General features: G+C 75.2%; 13 protein-coding genes and 1 pseudogene. 10 read left to right on the forward strand and 4 right to left on the reverse strand.

What is annotated here, in order from left to right:
* Positions 1-78 precede the first annotated feature (78 nt).
* From ACX9I7_RS12620 to ACX9I7_RS12635, 4 genes and pseudogenes are all read left to right on the forward strand, one after another.
* A pseudogene (locus tag ACX9I7_RS12620) lies at positions 79-1,399 on the forward strand (MbnB/TglH/ChrH family RiPP precursor modification enzyme).
* Positions 1,400-1,418: 19 nt separating this feature from the next.
* Positions 1,419-2,420: a TIGR04222 domain-containing membrane protein gene (locus ACX9I7_RS12625; protein ID WP_387568317.1), complete on the forward strand. Its 1,002-nt coding sequence runs from the start codon at positions 1,419-1,421 to the stop codon at positions 2,418-2,420.
* Positions 2,421-2,530: 110 nt separating this feature from the next.
* Positions 2,531-5,194: an AfsR/SARP family transcriptional regulator gene (locus ACX9I7_RS12630; protein ID WP_459387358.1), complete on the forward strand. Its 2,664-nt coding sequence runs from the start codon at positions 2,531-2,533 to the stop codon at positions 5,192-5,194.
* A 380-nt stretch (positions 5,195-5,574) separates the two neighbouring features.
* Positions 5,575-6,411, forward strand: coding sequence for a S1 family peptidase (locus ACX9I7_RS12635; RefSeq protein ID WP_459387359.1), 837 nt, complete (start codon positions 5,575-5,577; stop codon positions 6,409-6,411).
* A gap of 24 nt (positions 6,412-6,435) precedes the next feature.
* On the opposite strand, the gene ACX9I7_RS12640 is transcribed toward ACX9I7_RS12635, so the two are convergent.
* Entirely contained in the window at positions 6,436-7,314 is an 879-nt protein-coding gene (locus ACX9I7_RS12640) for a helix-turn-helix domain-containing protein (protein ID WP_459387360.1), read from the reverse strand.
* A gap of 118 nt (positions 7,315-7,432) precedes the next feature.
* On the opposite strand from ACX9I7_RS12640, the gene ACX9I7_RS12645 reads away from it, so the two are divergent.
* Positions 7,433-8,485 (forward strand): NAD(P)-dependent alcohol dehydrogenase, encoded by a 1,053-nt coding sequence (locus ACX9I7_RS12645; RefSeq protein ID WP_387568328.1) that lies wholly within the window; start codon positions 7,433-7,435, stop codon positions 8,483-8,485.
* A gap of 205 nt (positions 8,486-8,690) precedes the next feature.
* Here the strand turns inward: ACX9I7_RS12645 and ACX9I7_RS12650 are convergent, their stop codons facing one another.
* The 3 genes from ACX9I7_RS12650 to ACX9I7_RS12660 are packed head-to-tail and all read right to left on the reverse strand — an operon-like array spanning position 8,691 to position 12,288.
* On the reverse strand, positions 8,691-10,934 hold the full coding sequence (locus ACX9I7_RS12650; RefSeq protein WP_459387361.1) for an MMPL family transporter: 2,244 nt from the start codon (positions 10,932-10,934) through the stop codon (positions 8,691-8,693).
* On the reverse strand, positions 10,931-12,154 hold the full coding sequence (locus ACX9I7_RS12655; protein ID WP_459387362.1) for a beta-ketoacyl-[acyl-carrier-protein] synthase family protein: 1,224 nt from the start codon (positions 12,152-12,154) through the stop codon (positions 10,931-10,933). Before ACX9I7_RS12655 ends, ACX9I7_RS12650 begins: the two co-directional genes overlap by 4 nt.
* Entirely contained in the window at positions 12,151-12,288 is a 138-nt protein-coding gene (locus tag ACX9I7_RS12660) for a hypothetical protein (protein WP_387568335.1), read from the reverse strand. Before ACX9I7_RS12660 ends, ACX9I7_RS12655 begins: the two co-directional genes overlap by 4 nt.
* Positions 12,289-12,618: 330 nt before the next feature.
* Between ACX9I7_RS12660 and ACX9I7_RS12665 the strand changes: the two genes are divergently transcribed.
* The 5 genes from ACX9I7_RS12665 to ACX9I7_RS12685 all read left to right on the forward strand — a co-directional run bounded on the left by ACX9I7_RS12665 (position 12,619) and on the right by ACX9I7_RS12685 (position 16,857).
* Positions 12,619-13,353 (forward strand): Mut7-C RNAse domain-containing protein, encoded by a 735-nt coding sequence (locus ACX9I7_RS12665; RefSeq protein ID WP_126917218.1) that lies wholly within the window; start codon positions 12,619-12,621, stop codon positions 13,351-13,353.
* A gap of 105 nt (positions 13,354-13,458) precedes the next feature.
* Positions 13,459-13,728 (forward strand): DUF1876 domain-containing protein, encoded by a 270-nt coding sequence (locus tag ACX9I7_RS12670; protein WP_126917219.1) that lies wholly within the window; start codon positions 13,459-13,461, stop codon positions 13,726-13,728.
* A gap of 123 nt (positions 13,729-13,851) precedes the next feature.
* Positions 13,852-14,292, forward strand: a complete 441-nt coding sequence (locus tag ACX9I7_RS12675) for a large conductance mechanosensitive channel protein MscL (protein WP_459387363.1) — start codon at positions 13,852-13,854, stop codon at positions 14,290-14,292.
* A gap of 169 nt (positions 14,293-14,461) precedes the next feature.
* Positions 14,462-16,171: a sensor histidine kinase gene (locus ACX9I7_RS12680; protein ID WP_459387364.1), complete on the forward strand. Its 1,710-nt coding sequence runs from the start codon at positions 14,462-14,464 to the stop codon at positions 16,169-16,171.
* 32 nt (positions 16,172-16,203) lie between these two features.
* Positions 16,204-16,857 (forward strand): response regulator transcription factor, encoded by a 654-nt coding sequence (locus ACX9I7_RS12685; RefSeq protein WP_387568344.1) that lies wholly within the window; start codon positions 16,204-16,206, stop codon positions 16,855-16,857.
* The last annotated feature ends 219 nt before the right edge of the window (positions 16,858-17,076 follow it).

The following is a 17,076-nucleotide window of genomic DNA, read 5'->3' on the forward strand; positions in this document are numbered from 1 at the left end:
CAAGGATTCATCAGGTCGGGACGGGGAATCTCCTTCGCACCGGGCGTGCCGCGCCCCGGGGGAGCCACGGGGGTGGGGATGAGCACGGTGCTGGGCACCGGCGTCGGCTGGCGGCCGGAGATCGCCGGGGACATCGAGCGGCTGCCGGGGATCGACTGGGTGGAGGTCGTGGCGGAGAACGTCTGCCCCGACCACCTCCCCGCCCCGCTCCGGCGGCTGCGCGCCCGGGGGACGACCGTCGTCCCGCACGGCGTCTCCCTGGGCCTGGGCGGCGCCGACCGGCCCGACCTGGCCCGGCTCGTCGCGCTCGCCGAGCTGGCCGAGGCCCTCGACGCCCCGCTCGTCAGCGAGCACATCGCCTTCGTCCGCGCCGGAGGCGCCCCGGCCACCCCGGCCGGAGCCCCCCGGATCGAGGCCGGGCACCTGCTGCCCGTGCCCCGCACCCGGGACGCCCTCGACGTGCTCTGCGAGAACGTCCGCATCGCCCAGTCGGTGCTGCCCGTACCGCTCGCGCTGGAGAACATCGCGGCCCTCCTCGCCTGGCCCGGCGAGGAGCTCGGCGAGGGACGGTTCCTCGCCGAGCTGGTCGAGCGCACCGGCGTACGGCTCCTCGTCGACGTCGCCAACCTCCACACCAACCACGTCAACCGCGGCGAGGACCCGGCCACCGCCCTCGACGAACTCCCCCTCGACGCCCTCGCCTACGTCCACGTCGCGGGCGGCGTCGAACGCGACGGACTGTGGCACGACAGCCACGCCCACCCCGTCACCCGGCCCGTACTGGACGTGCTCGCCGAGCTCTGCGACCGCGTCACCCCGCCCGGCGTCCTGCTGGAGCGCGACGACGACTTCCCCGAGGCCGGCGAGCTGGCCGCCGAGCTGGACGCGATACGGGCCGTCACCGAAGGCGTCCGCTGCCATGGCTGACCCGATCACCCATGCCGCCGCACCCGGCGAGCGACACCCCGCCCCGGACACCGACGCCGCCCGGCGACGGCTCGCCGAGGCCCAGCTCGCCCTCCTCTCCGCGCTCGTCGCGGACGCCCCGCCCCCGCCCGGCTTCGACCCGGCACGCCTGGACGTCCAGCGCCGCGCGCTCCTCGCCAAGCGCCTCGGCGTCGTCCGCAAGCTCGCCCCCGAACCGGCGGAGATCCTCGGCGACGACTTCCGCGACCTCTTCCTCGGCTACGCCCGGGGCCGTCCCATGACCGGCGGATACCGCCGGGACGCCCTGGACTTCGCCCGCCACCTGCTGCGCACGGGCGCCGTGACCGACCCGGACCGGGTCCGCCGGCTCACCGCGTGGCTGGCCGAACGGACCGGCCCCGCCGCACCGGCCCCGGGGCGCCCGCGCCGCCGGGTGGCCGCCGTCCTGCGCCGGCTGCGTCTCGCGCGCTGACCGAAAGGCAATCGATCCCATGCTGTACGCCGTTCTGGTGACGCTGTGCTGCGCGGCGCTGATCGCCGTGCCCTCCGTCCTGCTGTGGCGCGTCCGCCGGCAGGCCCGCGGCCGACGCGTCCCGCCCGGCGCCGAGGACTTCCCGGACCTCCTCGGCGTGGCCTGTCTCCTCGGCGGCGTCGAACGCGTCGCCGACACCGTCATCACCGCCATGCACGCCGACGGGCGCGTCACCGTGCGCAAGGGCAGGGTGGCCGTGAGGGACGCCACCGCGCACAACGCCGTGGAGCGCGCCCTGCTCAAGCACTGCGGCGCGGGCTGGAGCAACTCCCTGCGGACGGTGGTCCGGGAGCTGCGGCGCGACCCCGTCGTCCACGCGGTCAGCCGGTCCCTGGAGAAGCTGGACATGCTGCTGCCCCAAGGCTTGCAGGCCCACTGGTGGCGCGTGGCCCGCGCGCAGAGGGCGGGGCTGGTCGTCGGGGCCGTCGCCGGCGTCGTCCTGCTCTTCCCCGCCGCCTGTCGCTCCCTGGGCGTCGTCCTGCTGGCGCTCGCCCTGGCCGGGGTCCTGGCCCGGGTGGCGTACGGCCCCCACAAGTCGTGCGACCCCTACACCGACTTCGGCAGGAACGTCATCCGGTTGATCAACACCGATGCCTCCTGGAGCCGGAAGTCCGCCGGGGAGCACCCCGGCGGGGCGGCGGGGGTCGTCGCCGTGCACGGCCGCGTACCGGACAAGAAGCTCAGGGCACAGCTGATAGAGGCGACCACGACCCGTACGACCCACCGGGCCGGTGCCACGAGCCGGACGAGCCGCTCCCGCGGCTCCTCGGCCACGACATCGTCCGCGACCGCCACGGCGTCCGCCTCCTCCTGCGGCGGAGCCGTCCTCGACACCGGCGGCGACAGCGGCACGAGCGGTTCCGGCCACTCCGGGCACTCCGGGCACTCGGGCGGTCACAGCTGTTCGAGCGGCCACAGCTGCTCCTCCGGCTCCAGCTGCGGCGGTGGCGGCTGCTCCTGACCGGCCCGGGCCCACACCGACGGCTCTGACCTGCGTGTTGATGGCCTGTCAATCCCGCGTAGACGCATGCGGGACTACCGTCCGTTCCCATGAACGGAGACGGGGGAAACATGACCGGAACGGACGGTGGCGAACTGCGGTTCGCCGTGCTGGGCCGGATGCGCGCCTGGCGCGGCGACGAGGCGCTGGAGCTCGGCTCACCACAGCAACGCACGTTCCTCGCGGAACTGCTGCTGCGCGAGGGACGGGCGGCCTCGGCCGCCGAGATCGTCGACGCCCTGTGGGGCGGGGAACCGCCGCCGCGCGCCGTGGGCACCGTCCGCACCTACGCCTCCCGGCTCCGCAAGCTGCTGGAGCCGGAGCGGGCCCCGGGCGCGCCGTCACGCGTCCTGGTGTCCGTCTCCGGCGGCTACGCCCTGCGGGTGCCCCGGGAGGCGCTGGACGCGGCCCGCTTCCAGGACCAGGTCGCCGCGGCCGCCCGCGCCCGGGCCGCCGGGCGGCCCCGCGAGGCCCGGGAACTGCTGCGCTCCGCCCTGGCCCTGTGGAGCGACGAGCCGCTGCTCGGCCTCCCCGGGCCCCGCGTCCCCGCACGCCGGGCGCACCTCTGCGACCAGCGGCTGATGGCGTTCGAGGCGCGCCTCGAACTCGACCTCGAGCTCGGCGACCCCGACGCCGCCCTCCGCGAGCTGGCGGACCTGGCCGCCCGGCATCCGCTGCACGAGCGGCTGAGCGCGCTCCACATCCTGGCCCTCCACCAGGGCGGCAGGCGCGCCGACGCGCTCGCCGTGTACGAGGAGACGCGCCGCGTCCTCGCCGAACACATGGGCCTCGAACCCGGCCGGGAGCTCACCGAAGCCCGCCGCCGGCTGCTGACCGCCGGCACCGACGCCGGTACCGCTGCGGACAGCCCCCACGACACCGTCCGCCCCGCCCGGCTGCCCGGCGACCTCGCCGACTTCACCGGGCGGACCACCGCCGTCGCGGAGGTGTGCGCGGCGCTGATCACCGGACAGGCGACCGTCGTGGTCTCCGGCCCGAGCGGCGTGGGCAAGAGCGTCCTCGCCGTGCACGCCGCCCACCGGGTGCGCGAGTACTTCCCCGACGGCCGGCTCTACGCGGACCTGCGCGACCCCGACGGCGGGCCCGCCCCGACCGCCGCCGTGCTCGGCACGTTCCTGGGCGCCCTCGGCGTCGCCGCGGCCGCCGTGCCCGACGGCGAGGCCGAGCGCGCCGCGCTGCTGCGCCGCCTGCTGACCGGCCGGCGGGTGCTGATGGTCCTGGACAACGCGGAGGACACCGGCCGGGCCCGGCCGTTCCTGCCCGCCCCGCCGGGCTGCGCCGTCCTGCTCACCAGCCGGGCCAAGCCCGCCGGGCTGCCGCACGCCCGGCTGACCGACCTCGGCGCGCTGACGCCGCGGGAGGCCCACGCCCTGCTGGCCCGCGTCGCCGGCGAGGACCGCGTGGCCGCCGAGCCACGGGCCGCCGCCGAGCTGGTCGAGGCCTGCGGGCGGCTGCCGGTCGCGGTCCGGATCGCGGCGGCCCGGCTCGCCGCCCGCCCGTCCTGGACGCTCGGCGCCTTCGTGGAGCGCCTGGCCGACGACGGCCGGTGCCTCGCCGAGCTGAGGACCGCCGGGATGTCCGCGGAGGCGGCGCTCGCCCCGGCCTACGACCGGCTCGACGCCCACCGGCGCCGGGCGCTGGCCCTGCTGGCCCTCGCCGAGGGGCCCGGGTTCTCCTCGCACACGGCCGCGGCGCTCCTCGGCGTCCCGGAGGAGGAGGCCGAGCCGCTGTGCGAATCCCTGGTGGACGCCAGCCTCCTGGAGTCCCCGGCCCCCGGCCGCTACCGCCTGCCCTGCCTGTTCCGGCTGCTCGTCCGGGAGCGCGCCGGGACGGCGCTGCCCCCGGCGGAGCGGGCGGCCGCCCTGCGACGGCTCCTGGAGTCCGCCGCCGCGAGAGCCCGCGCGGCCACGGTCCCCGGGACCGCCGGCGACCGGCTCCTCGCCGAGGCCCCCGAACTCCTCGCGGCGGCGGAGGCGGCGGCGGACGCCGGCCCCGACGACGTCGCCCTCGCCGTCGACCTGCTGCGCGCGCTGGCCGGCCTCCTCGCGTACGGCGCGTACGAGCGGGAGCTGGCCCGGGCGGCGTCGGCGCTGGCCCGGGCCGCGCTCCGGCTGGCCGACGGCCGGTGCGCCGGACGCGCGTACGCCGTCCTGGGCCTGGTCCACGCGAGCGCCGGCCGGTTCGAGGAGCTCGCCGCCGCCTGCCGGGAGGCGCTCACCCTGAGCAGAGCGGCCGAGGACGCGCCGACCGCGGCGGACTGCCTGGTACTGCTGGCGCGCTACGCCCTCCACACGGGCTGCCCGGAGGAGGTGTACGAAGCGCTGGCCGAGGCGCGGGCGGCCTACCGGGCATGCGGCGACCGGGCCGGCGAGGCGGAGGTGGCGGGCGCGCTGGCCGAGGCCCACCTCGCCCTCGGCCGGACCGACCGTGCCCTCGCGGCGGCCGAGCTGTGCCTGGCCGTCCACCGCCGGCGGGGCGCCGGCCATCCGGTGGCGGTCGGCCTGTACCGCCTGGGCCGGGCGCTGGCGCGCGCCGGGCGGGCGGAGGAGGCCGCCGGGCGCTACGCCGAGGCCCTGGACCTCTTCCGGGTCCAGGGCAACCGGCTGTGGGAGGGCCACACCCGGCTCCGGCTGGCGGAGATCCTGCCGGACACCGGGCGCGACGCGGGAGCCGTCATCCACGCGGAACCGGCCGTGGCGGCGCTGACCGACTGAGGGGAACGGCGGTTACCGGACAGTCGCGGCCCTCACCGTCCGTTATGCGCACGGGCCGCGCACGGTGTCCCGGCACGGGCGCACGTGAGCGTGACCTCTGCCGCTCGCCCGGCGGACCGTCGGCGGAGCCGGGCCGAGTGGGCGTTCGTGAGCGGTCGTGTGCGTCCGGATGTCTTCTTGTGCGTCCGCGTGTCCGGACGGGACACTCGTCCGGCAACTCTTGGCATGCACGCGACGTGCGGTCGCTGCTGTGCCAATACGAATCCTCCGGGCCCGGACGCGCGGTGCGCGCGCCGGGCACACCCCCACTCGCAGGAGGTCGACGAGTTGAACCACTCAGCATACCCGGGCGCCGTGCCGCCCTGGCCGTCGCCGGAGCCGTGGCCCTGACCACGGCCTCGCTCACCCTCCAGAGCGCCCAGGCGGCCCCCGTCCCCCACTCCGCCGCCGAACTGGCCTCCGCCAGAGCGGAACTGAACGCCCACGCCGCCGTCCCCGGCACCGCCTGGGCGGTCGACCCCAAGCTCCACAAGCTCGTCGTGACCGTCGACAGCACCGTCAAGGGCGCCCGCCTGGACCAGGTGCGCGAGGCCGTCGCCGACCTCGGCGACAAGGCGACGATCAAACGGACCGCGGGCGTCCTGCGCCCGTTCGTCGCCGGCGGCGACGCCATCTGGGGCAGCGGAGTGCGCTGCTCGCTGGGGTTCAACGTCACCAAGGACGGCCAGCCGTACTTCCTCACCGCCGGACACTGCGGCAAGGCGTCGGGCGACTGGTCCGACTCGCAGATCGGCGGGGCGATCGGCTCCACCGAGGTCGCCGAGTTCCCCGGCCACGACTACGCCCTCGTGCGCTACACCGGCAGCGCGGAGCACCCCAGCTCCGTCGACCTCTACAACGGCGGGCAGCAGAGCATCGCCAAGGCCGGCGAGGCGCGCGTCGGCGAGAACGTCCGGCGCAGCGGCAGCACCACCCAGGTCCACGACGGCCAGGTCACCGCCCTCAACGTCACCGTCAACTACGCGGAGGGCCAGGTCGACGGCCTGATCGGCACCAACGTCTGCGCCGAGCCCGGCGACAGCGGCGGCGCGCTCTTCGACGGCGACACCGCGCTCGGCCTCACCTCCGGCGGCAGCGGCGACTGCTCGTCCGGCGGCGAGACGTTCTTCCAGCCCGTGCCCGCCGCCCTCCAGGCGACCGGCGCCCAACTGCCCTGACGACGACGCGACCCGGCGCGTCGACTACGCGCCGGGTCGCGACGCGGGAACCGAATGCTCCGCCGGAGCGGCCTCCAGGGTCCAACTGGCCAGCAGCCGCAGCGACTCGGCGGACGGCGAGCCGGGCTCGGCGTGATAGGTCACCAGCACCTGGTCCTGATCGGCGGGCAGGACGAACGTCTCGCACGCCACGGTCAGCTCGCCCACCAGGGGATGCAGCAGCCGCTTCACGCCGTGGCCCTTGTCCCGCACGTTGTGGGCCGCCCACAGACGCCGGAACTCCTCGCTCTTGACGGACAGCTCGCCCACCAGGGCCGCCAGCTTGGGGTCGTCCGGATGGCGCCCGGCCTCCAGCCGCAGACAGGCGACGAGGTCGGCCGCCTTGGCCTCCCACTCCACGTACAGCTCGCGCGCGGCGGGGTCGAGGAAGAGCTGCCGGATCATGTTGCGCTGCTGCGGCGGCACGGCGGGGAAGTCGCCGAGCAGCGCGCAGGCCAGCCGGTTCCAGGCGATGACGTCCGTACGCCGCCCCAGCACATACGCCGGGACGCCCTCCATGGTGTCGAGCAGCTGCTGCAGAGTGGGCCGGACGCGCTGCGGGCGCGCGGCGCGCGAGCGGCTCGGGGCGGGCCTGACCAGACGACCGAGGTGGTCCCGCTCCGTATCGCTGAGCCGCAGGGCACCGGCTATCGCCTCCAGCACCGAGGCGGACACGTTCTGCCCGTGCCCCTGCTCGAGCCGCGTGTAGTACGCGACGCTCACCCCGGCCAGCTGCGCCAGCTCCTCACGCCGCAGCCCCGGCACCCGCCGCCTGCCCCCGTACGGCGTCAGCCCGACGTCCTCCGGCCGCAACCGGGCGCGGCGGGAGCGGAGGAACTCGCTGAGCTCGGTGCGCTGATCCATACCCACCAGTATGCGGGGGCGCGCCGGACGGAGGGTGACCCTGCCAGTGGTAGGAACCGCAAGCGTACTTTCAGCCGAGTCCTGGTTACCGGGCGGAACGAACAGCAAGATCGAGCCCATGACCCACACCACTGTCCACGCTTACGCGGCCCCCGCTCCCAAGGCGCCGCTGGAGCGCACCACCGTCACCCGCCGCGCGCTGGGCGAGCACGACGTCCTGATCGAGATCAAGTACTCCGGCATCTGCCACTCCGACATCCACACCGTGCGCGGCGAGTGGGGGCACGAGACGTTCCCGATCGTGCCCGGCCACGAGATCGCGGGCGTCGTCGCCGACGTCGGCGCCGGGGTCACCCGCCACGCGCCCGGCGACCGGGTCGGCGTCGGCTGCTTCGTCGACTCCTGCCGCGAGTGCGACAACTGCCGGGCCGGCCTGGAGCAGTACTGCACCGGCGCGAGCGGCCCGGTCGGCACCTACGCCGCCACCGGCCGCGACGGCGAGTTCACCCAGGGCGGCTACTCCACACACATCGTCGTCGACGAGAACTACGTCCTGCGCGTACCCGACGGCATCCCCCTGGACGCCGCCGCGCCCCTGCTGTGCGCGGGCATCACCGTCTACTCGCCCCTCGCCCACTGGCAGGCCGGCCCCGGGAAGAAGGTCGCCGTCATCGGCCTGGGCGGCCTGGGCCACATGGCCGTGAAGATCGCCCACGCGATGGGCGCCGAGGTGACCGTCCTCAGCCAGTCCCTCCGCAAGAAGGACGACGGCCTGCGCCTGGGCGCCGATCACTACCACGCCACGTCCGACCCGGCCACCTTCGAGGCCCTGGCGGACGGCTTCGACCTGATCCTCAACACCGTCTCGGCCGACCTGGACCTCAACGCCTTCCTGGGCCTGCTGCGCACCGACGGCGTCATGGTCCAGCTCGGCGCCCCCGAGAACCCGCTGCCGGTCGTCTCCGGTTCCCTCTTCCGCCGGCGCCGCACCCTCGCCGGGTCGATGATCGGCGGCATCCGGGAGACCCAGGAGATGCTCGACTTCTGCGCCGGGCACGGCATCGGCGCCGACATCGAGGTGATCGGCGCGGACCGGATCAACGAGGCGTACGAAAGGGTCCTGACCAGCGACGTGAGGTACCGCTTCGTGATAGACGCACAGACGATCTGACGCGTCGAGGCAGCCGCACCCGGCGCCCACATGAAGGTGAGGCCCGGGTGGGGCCGGAGGGGGATGGGCCCCGGCAGGGGGCGTGAGGGATATTTGCGGCGGCTTTCCGGGTTCGGATGACCGATGACCCGGGGCCGTAAATATTCCAGCCCCCAGAGGGGTCCGTCCCCCTCCGGCCCCACCCGGGCCGCCCGCACCACCGGCCTCAGCGCCCCCGCTCCGACACGAGCCGCGCACGGAGCCGCCCGTGCAGCCGCGCGACCCACCCCGGCGCCCACCAGTTGAGCCGCCCGGCCACCGTCAGATAAGCCGGTACGAGAACCCCCCGCACCAGCACCGCGTCGACGAGCACCGCCGTGGCCAGCCCCGTCCCCAGCAGCTTGAGCTGCGTCACCCCGGAGGTGACCAGCGCCCCCGTGACCACGGCCACCGCCAGCGCGCCCGTCGTCACCAGCCGCCCGGTCCGCGCGACGCCCTCCACCACCGCTCCCCGGTTGTCGCCGGTCAGCAGATAGTGCTCCCTGACCCGGGAGAGCAGGAAGATCTCGTAGTCGATCGCCAGCCCGAACGCGATGGCGAACAGCAGCAGCGGCATCGTCATCTCCACCGTCCCGGTGGACGTGAAGTCCCCCACCACGGGCCGCAGATGCTCGTCCTGGAAGCCGAACACCAGCACCCCGAAGCTCGTGCCCAGGCTCAGCGCGCCGATGAGCAGCGCCTTCAGCGGGAGCACCACGCTGCCGGTGAGCACGAACAGCATCAGCCACGTCGCGGCCGCCGCGATGCCCGCCGCCAGCGGCAGCCGGGCCCGTACCGCGTCCTTGGTGTCGGCGAGCAGCGCCGCCCGCCCGGTGACCAGGTGCTCGCCCGGCGGGCCCGGCAGGGCCCGCAGCGTCCGCACCAGGTCCTGCGCGCCCCGCGTGTACGGCTCCCGCGCCCCGGCCACCAGCAGCACCGCGCCCTTGCCGGATCCGGCGCCCGCCCCGGACCGCGCCCAGCCCACCGAGCGCACCGACCGCTGGTCCGACACGTCGCGCTCGTACGCCCACAGGGCCGCGGCGTCCCGTGCGGGGTCCACGTCCGGCAGCACGATCGCGAGGGCGCGGTCGGCGGGGGCGGCGAAGCCCGCGCGGATCGCGTCGGCGGTGCGGTGCGCCTCGGAGCCGGCGGGCAGCACCCGGTCGTCGGACAGGCCGAAGCGCACGTGGGCGAAGGGCGACGCCATCAGCAGCAGGACCGCCGCGCAGGCCAGGCCGAACCACAGCGGCCGCCTGGTCACCGTGCCCGCGACCCGCCGCCAGAACGGGCTGTCCGGGCGTGGCGGCCCCGCCGCCCGGCCCCGGCGCAGGGCGCGCAGCGGGTCCCAGCGGTCGATCCGGGTGCCGAGGAGGGCGAGCACGGGCGGCACGAGCACCGTCGCCGCGGCCGCCGAGAACAGCGCGACGGCCATGCCCGCGCAGGCCATCGACCGCAGGAAGGACAGCGGCAGCACCAACAGCGCCGACATCGACAGCGCCACCGCGCAGGCGGAGACCAGGACCGTACGCCCCGCCCGGCGCGCCGTGCGCCGCACGGCGGCCTCGACGGGACGCCCGTCCCGTAGCTCCTCCCGGTAGCGGGTGACGAGGAACAGGCCGTAGTCCACGGCCAGCCCGAACCCCAGGGCGCTGGTGAGGTTCATCGCGAACACCGACACCGGCATCGCGTAGGTGAGCAGCCGCAGCACCGCGATCGTGCCGACGACCGAGACCGCGCCGATCAGCAGCGGGACCAGCGCGGCCACCAGCGACCGCAGCGCGAGCACGAGCAGCAGCAGGGTCAGGGGGGCCGCCACCAGTTCGGCCCGCACCAGGTCCGCCCCGCTGTAGCGCTTCGCCTCCACGCTCACCCACGCGGGCCCGGTCGCGGAGACGGTCAGCGCGCCGTGGCCGCCCGTGAGGCGGGGCACGAGCGTCTCGGCGGTGCGGGCCGCGTCCCGGTCGGCCCCCGCGAGATCGGCCGTGACCAGCGCGGCCGTACCGTCCTCGGCGCGCAGCTGCGCGTCCTCGCCCGTCCAGTACGAGCGGACGCTCGCCACTCCGGCGGAGTCGGCGAGCCGCCGGGTCAGTCGCAGCCCCTCCTCCCGGGCCCGCTCCGAGTCCACGCCGCCCTCGGCCCGGACGAGCAGGACGAGATCGGGGGCGCCGGCGCCGAAGCGGTCGGCCAGCAGCCGGTCGGCGCGCGCCGACTCCGTCCCCGAGGCGAAGTAGCCGCCGTTGGCCAGCCGTCCGGAGGTGCCCGCGCCCACCGCCGCCAGCAGCAGCGTGAGCAGGGCGGCCGCCGCCGGGACCAGCCACGGGCGTGCCCGCCCGAGCCGGCCGGCCGCGGGCCCACCGGTGCGCGCGGGCGCCCCGGCACCGAGGGAACCCGGTGTCAGGGCCGCCGCGTCGAGCTCCCCGGGGGGCGTCACGCGGACCGGAAGAACAGGACGGCGTTCTGGCCGCCGTGGCCGAACGCGTTGCTGATCGCGCCGTCCATGCGGTGCCGCCGGGGCACCTTCGTCACCACGTCCAGATCGATCCCGTCGTCGAGGCGGTCGAGATTGGCGGTGGGCGGCACGAGCTGCCGCTCCAGGGCCAGGACCGTACAGGCGGCGTTGATCGCCCCGGCGGCGCCGAGCGAGTGACCGATCACTCCCTTGAGCGAGGTCACCGGTGGCGGAGCGCCGAACACCGCGCACAGCAGGGTCGCCTCCACCCGGTCGCCGGCCGGCGAGGCGTTGCCGTGCGCGGTGACGTGGTGCACCTCCTCGACGCCGGCACGGGCGTCCGCGAGCGCGGCCTCGATCGCCCGCCGGGCGCCGGCGCCGTCGGGGTCGGGGTAGGTGGGGTGAAGGCCGTCGCTGGAGGCACCGTAGCCGGACAGCAGACCACGTGCGCGGGCACCCCGGGCACGGGCGTCCCGCGGCCGTTCGAGGACGAGCATCGCCGCGCCCTCGCCCAGCACGAAGCCGTCGCGCTCGGCGTCGAACGGCCGGGACGCCCCGGCCGGGTCGTGGCGGCGCCGTGACAGCGCCCGCATCCGGTGGAAGGCGGCCGCCGCCATGGGGAGCCGGGCGCACTCGGCACCCCCGGCGATCGCGATGTCGCAGGCACCGGAGCGCAGCATGTCCCGGGCGACGCCGATCGCCGTCGCCCCCGAGGCGCAGGCGGTGGACGTGGTCAGGCACGGCCCCAGCGCCCGGAGGTCCGTGGAGACCTCGCCCGCGGCCATGTTGGGCAGCGAACGCAGCAGAGCGGTGGGGGAGATGGCCTCGATGCGACCCTCGGCCAGGTTCTCGTACTCCTGGTACCAGCGGTCGGCGCTGTTGCCCCCCACGCCCATGACGACCGCCACCCGGGCGCCGTCCCAGATCGCCGGGTCCAGCGCGGCGTCGGCCACCGCCTCGCGTGCGGCGACCAGCGCCAGGTGGATGAAGCGGTCGCTGCGCCAGGCGACCTGCCGGCCCACCAGCGCCCCGGCGTCGAAGCCGGGCACCCGGCAGGAGAAGTCGACCGGCAGCCCGGCCAGTTCGTCGTCGTGCGCGCCGAGGCCCACGCCCGCGCACAGCCCGTCCCAGGTCGCCTCGCGGCCGATGCCGGCCGGGGTCACCATGCCGACCCCGGTGACCGCGACCTCCCGCTCGCTCACCGCCCCGGCCGCACCGGCGCGGCGACGGAGTCGGTACCGAGCTCCTCGGAGGTCGCGTCCGGGGCGATCCGCTCCCCGGGAACGCCGAAGTGGTCGGTGAGGGGACGGGCCATCAGGTCGTACGCGGCTTCCATCGATCGTTCTCCTCGATCGGGACCGGACATCGGGACCGGACTCCGGACACCGGGCAGCAGACATACCGCTCGTCTGATGCCATAGGACTCTTTTCCGGTTGATTGGTGCGCAGCAGCGTCCCACCGGCGACGGGCCCGGCCGCGGGCGACACGCGCGCGGCCCACGGGTGGGTCACCCGTCCTGCCGACCATCCGGCCGACCGCTCAGCCGAGCGTCCGCCGACCGGCCGGGCGACCGTTCGCCGACCGGGCGGGCGGCGCGGGGGCGGTTCCCCGGCGGCCCGGAAAACCCGGGGCGCCCCGGCCCCGCGCGATGGCATGCTGTGCTGCGTGAACGGTCCCGTGATCTTTGTCAGCGTCGCCCCTGAACTGCGGCTTTTCGTGTCCCCCGAGCGCCGGGTGGCGGCCGCGCCGGTGGTCACCGACGGCGTCTCCACCCTCGGGCACGTCGTGGAGTCCCTCGGCGTCCCGCTCACCGAGGCGGGCCCGCTGCTCGTCGACGGGCGCCCGGTGCCGGTGTCGCACGTGCCGGCCGAAGGGGAGCGCGTGGAGATCGAGGCGGTGGCCCGGCCGCAGGAGGTGCCGGGGGCGCCGCTGCGCTTCCTGCTGGACGTCCACCTGGGCACGCTCGCCCGCCGGCTGCGGCTGCTGGGCGTCGACGCGGCGTACGAGAGCGAGGACATCGGCGACCCCGCGCTGGCCGCGCTCTCCGCCGCCGAGCGCCGGGTGCTGCTCTCCCGGGACCGTGGGCTGCTGCGCCGCCGGGAGATCTGGGCCGGCGCGTACGTCTACAGCGACCGGCCGGAGGAGCAGTTGCGGGACGTCCTGGGCCGGTTCGCGCCCGAGCTCGCCCCCTGGACGCGCTGCACCGCCTGCAACGGCCCGCTCCAGGACGCCGACAAGGACTCCGTCCGCGAGCACCTGGAGCACGGCACGCGCCACACCTACGACGTCTTCGCGCAGTGCCTGGCCTGCGGCCGGGTCTACTGGCGGGGCGCGCACCACGCGCGGCTGGAGGCGATCGTCGACGGCGCGATGCGCGAGTTCGGGGCCGCGGCGGCCTGACGGGCCTCCGGGGCCCGACGGGGCTGCCGCGTCCGGTGTCGCAATCGGGCCGCCTGGTGCACGCTGGAGGGGTAGCGCAGAAGGGGCGGGCCAGAGGAGGACGCCATGACGCAGATCGCTGGCTGGCACGTCGAGGTCGAATTCGACGAGATCGAGAAGAAAACCCGGGCGGCCGCTCTGCTCAGACTCCAGGACGGCACCGAGCTGCGGGCCAAGGGCAAGGCCGTCAGGCATCCCGACGACCCCGAGCAGCAGCGGGTCGGCGAGGAGGTCGCGGCGGCGCGGGCCCTGAACAAGCTGTCGCGGGAGCTGCTCGACAAGGCCGGGCACGACATCGAGGAGGCCACTCACATCCCGGCGCACCCGGCGATGTGAAGCGGGTCCCGGGGCGGGCCTTCAGGCGCGTCCCGGGGGCCCAGGTGGGCCTCGGGGTGAATCCCGGGTGCCGTCGCCGTGCCGCACGGCGGGGAGAAGTGGGGCAAAGGGTAGCTTTTCGGCGTGCTCAAGGGATTCAAGAACTTCGTCATGCGCGGTGACATCGTCACCGTGGCCGTGGGCCTGATCATCGCGCTGGCGCTCTCCACGCTGATCAAGGCGTTCACCGACTTCGTGATCAACCCGGTCATCGCCCGGCTCCAGGGCGGGCACGGCCTGGGGCTGGGCTGGCAGCTCGGCCGCGCGGGCAACCGGGCCACCTACCTGGACGTCGGGTCCTTCCTCTCGGCCGTGATCTACTTCATCATCTTCATGGCCGTCGTCTACTTCTTCATCGTCGTGCCCTACAAGCACGTCCAGGCGCGGCGCGGGGTCGTCGTCTTCGAGGAGCCCGGCCGGCTGAAGACCTGCCTGGCGTGCCTCTCGGAGGACCTTCCGGCGGCGGCCGGGAAGTGCCGGTACTGCGGCACGGACCAGCCGTCGGGCACGGCGCGCCCGGCTTGAGGGGTGGGCCGGGCCGGCCTTGCCGGGCTGCCGGGCCGGGCCGCCGGGCCGTGCTGCGGGCTCGCCGGGCCGCCGGGTCCTTGGTCCGGGGTCGTATCGACTTTCGTCGCACGCACGAGCGACCTTCGGTGCCTGTGCCGGCGTGGGGGGGAGTGCCTAGAGTGCGGGGGTGAACGCGACATCGTGGGCCCGTGAACTGTCGGGGCGGCTGACCGATCCGGGGCTGTGGAGCCGGCGCAGGCTGGTGGGGGAGTGCCTGCTCGCCGCCGTCTTCGCGCTGCTCGCGGGGGTGGCCGAGGCCGGCCACGGCTGGCCGCGGATGGCCGCCGTCGCCGTGGTGGCCGCGGTGCTGTCGCTGACGCGCCGGGCCTTGCCGATCACCGCGTTGCTCGCGACCTCGGCCCTCTCCGGCGGCACCGAGGGCGGCGCGAGCCTGCTGCTGATGGCCGTGGGCTGGTCCGCCGGGCACCGGATCGCGGGAGTGCTGCGGGCATCGACGGCCTTCGGCGCCGCCTTCGCGCTCTATCTGACCCTGAGCCTGTGGCAGGCGGAGCTCTCGCCCGCCGGGACGGTCACGCTCGCCACGGTCTTCTTCGTGGTGACCGCGGTCTTCCCCGGCCTCGCGGGCCGCTACTGGACGCAGCGGCGCACCCTGCTGGACACCCTGCGGCTGCGCAACGCCCAGCTGCTGCGCGAGCGCGAGATGATCGCCGGGCAGGCGCGGATGCGCGAGCGGCAGCGCATCGCCCAGGACATGCACGACAGCCTGGGCCACCAGCTCGCGCTCATCGCGGTGCAGACCGGCGCGCTGGAGGTCGACCGGGAGCTGACCGGCCGTCAGCGCGAGGCGGTCGGCGTGCTGCGCGAGGCGTCGGTGGCCGCCATGCGGGAGCTGCGCGAGGTCGTGGGCATCCTCAAGGACGGCGTCCCGGAGGAGGAGCGGCCCGGCTCCCGGGTGGTGGCGGGCATAGAGGGCCTGGTCGAGTCCGCCGTCTCGGCGGGCATGAAGGTGACCCTGGAGCGCTCGGGCGACCCCCGGCCGCTGGCGCCCGCCACCGACCACGCCGGATACCGCGTCGTCCAGGAGGGCCTGACCAACGCCGCCAAGCACGCCCCGGGCGCCGCCATCACCGTCGGCGTGCGCCACGAGCCGGACGCGCTGGTGGTGGAGGTGGCCAACGGCCCGGCGGCGCCGACCGCGGCGGCGGAGCCCCGGGCGGACACGGTCAGCGGGGGAGAGGGGCTGACGGGGCTGCGGGAACGGGCCCGGCTGGTCGGCGGCATGGTCTTCACCGGCCCCGGGGCGGCCGGCGTCGGCTTCCGCCTCGCGGCCGTCCTGCCCTATGACGCGGCCGAGGCGCGGGAGTCCCGGGGGAGCGCCACCGGCGCGACCTTCGTCGACCCGGTGGACGACTTCCGGCGGCAGCCCCGGGCGGGGGCCCCGGGCGAGGGTGGAGCGGTCATCGACCGGCTCGACCCTCGCGAGGAGTTCAAGGACATCATGGGCACGAAGAAGAGCAACGGCTGCCTGCTCGGCTGCGGAATCGCGCTGCTGCTCCTGGTGGCGCTGGTGGTGGCGGGCGTCTTCACCATGGGCAAGGTCATCGACGAGGCCGACAAGGGCATGATCGACCCGAGCACCTACGCGTCCGTCAAGGTCGGCGACCCCGAGCGGGAGGTCCGGGAGAAGCTGCCGTCCGGCAAGTCCGTCCTCACCTCCGACGCCAAGGACAAGATACCGGCCGCCCCCGCCGGGGCCAGCTGTCTGACCCTGCTGTCCACCGACGACTCCCGGGGGCTGTCCGTCGACACCGTTTACCGCTTCTGCTTCAAGGACGGCAGACTGTCCGACAAGCGCGAGTTCCACGTCAAGAGCTAGCGAACAGCACACCATCCCAGGAGAAGACACCGGTGATCCGCGTCCTCATCGCCGATGACGAGCCGCTCATCCGGGCCGGCATCAGGATGATCCTCACGTCCGCCGACGACATCGAGGTCGTGGCGGAGGCGGTGAACGGGCGGGAGGCCGTCGAGCTGGCCCGGCGGCACCGGGTGGACGTCGCGCTGCTCGACATCCAGATGCCGGTCCTCGACGGGCTGACGGCCCTCGGCGAACTGGGCCGGCACGCCCCCGGCGTCCGGGTGCTGATCCTCACCACCTTCGGCGAGCCCGACAACGTCCTGCGGGCGCTGCGCCAGGGCGGGGCAGGCTTCCTGCTGAAGGACTCCGCGCCGGGGGAGCTGATCGGGGCCGTCCGGGCGGCGGCGACGGGCGCCGCCTATCTCTCCCCGGCCGCCACCCGCCACGTGGCGGACTCACTGGCCGCCGGCCCCGTCGCCACCCGGGGCGAGCAGGCGCGGCGACGGGTGGCGGAGCTCAGCGAACGGGAGCGCGAGGTGCTGGCGCTGCTCGGTGAGGGGCTGTCCAACGCCGACGCCGGGCGCAGGATCCATATGAGCGAGGCCACGGTGAAGACGTACGTCAGCCGGATCCTCGCCAAACTGGGCTGTGAGAACCGGGTGCAGGCCGCCCTGCTGGCCCGGGACGCGGGCCTGGGAGCGTAGGGCGGCCAACGCCATAAGAAGTTCGGTCAGAACGGCTTTCAACAAAAGAAACAGAGGTTTCGCGCCACCTTCACCTGACATGTGGTGAGCAGAGGGCAGATTCTGCGATATCTTCTACGACGTTCCCTCGTGACCGAGCGTCAGACCCTGACGCCGGAGCGACGCCGAGAGCGGTACCCCACGCCTCTCGCGGAACACACGGGCACCGGCACGTGGCGA

The sequence above is a fragment of the Streptomyces sp. L500 genome, from assembly GCF_054551825.1.

Coding starts and splice junctions, on each gene's coding strand:
- ACX9I7_RS12625 (WP_387568317.1), top strand. CDS start 1,419: ATGCTGTACGCCGTTCTGGTGACGCTGTGCTGCGCGGCGCTGATCGCC.
- ACX9I7_RS12640 (WP_459387360.1), bottom strand. CDS start 7,314: ATGGATCAGCGCACCGAGCTCAGCGAGTTCCTCCGCTCCCGCCGCGCC.
- ACX9I7_RS12670 (WP_126917219.1), top strand. CDS start 13,459: ATGACGCAGATCGCTGGCTGGCACGTCGAGGTCGAATTCGACGAGATC.
- ACX9I7_RS12660 (WP_387568335.1), bottom strand. CDS start 12,288: ATGGAAGCCGCGTACGACCTGATGGCCCGTCCCCTCACCGACCACTTC.
- ACX9I7_RS12630 (WP_459387358.1), top strand. CDS start 2,531: ATGACCGGAACGGACGGTGGCGAACTGCGGTTCGCCGTGCTGGGCCGG.
- ACX9I7_RS12645 (WP_387568328.1), top strand. CDS start 7,433: ATGACCCACACCACTGTCCACGCTTACGCGGCCCCCGCTCCCAAGGCG.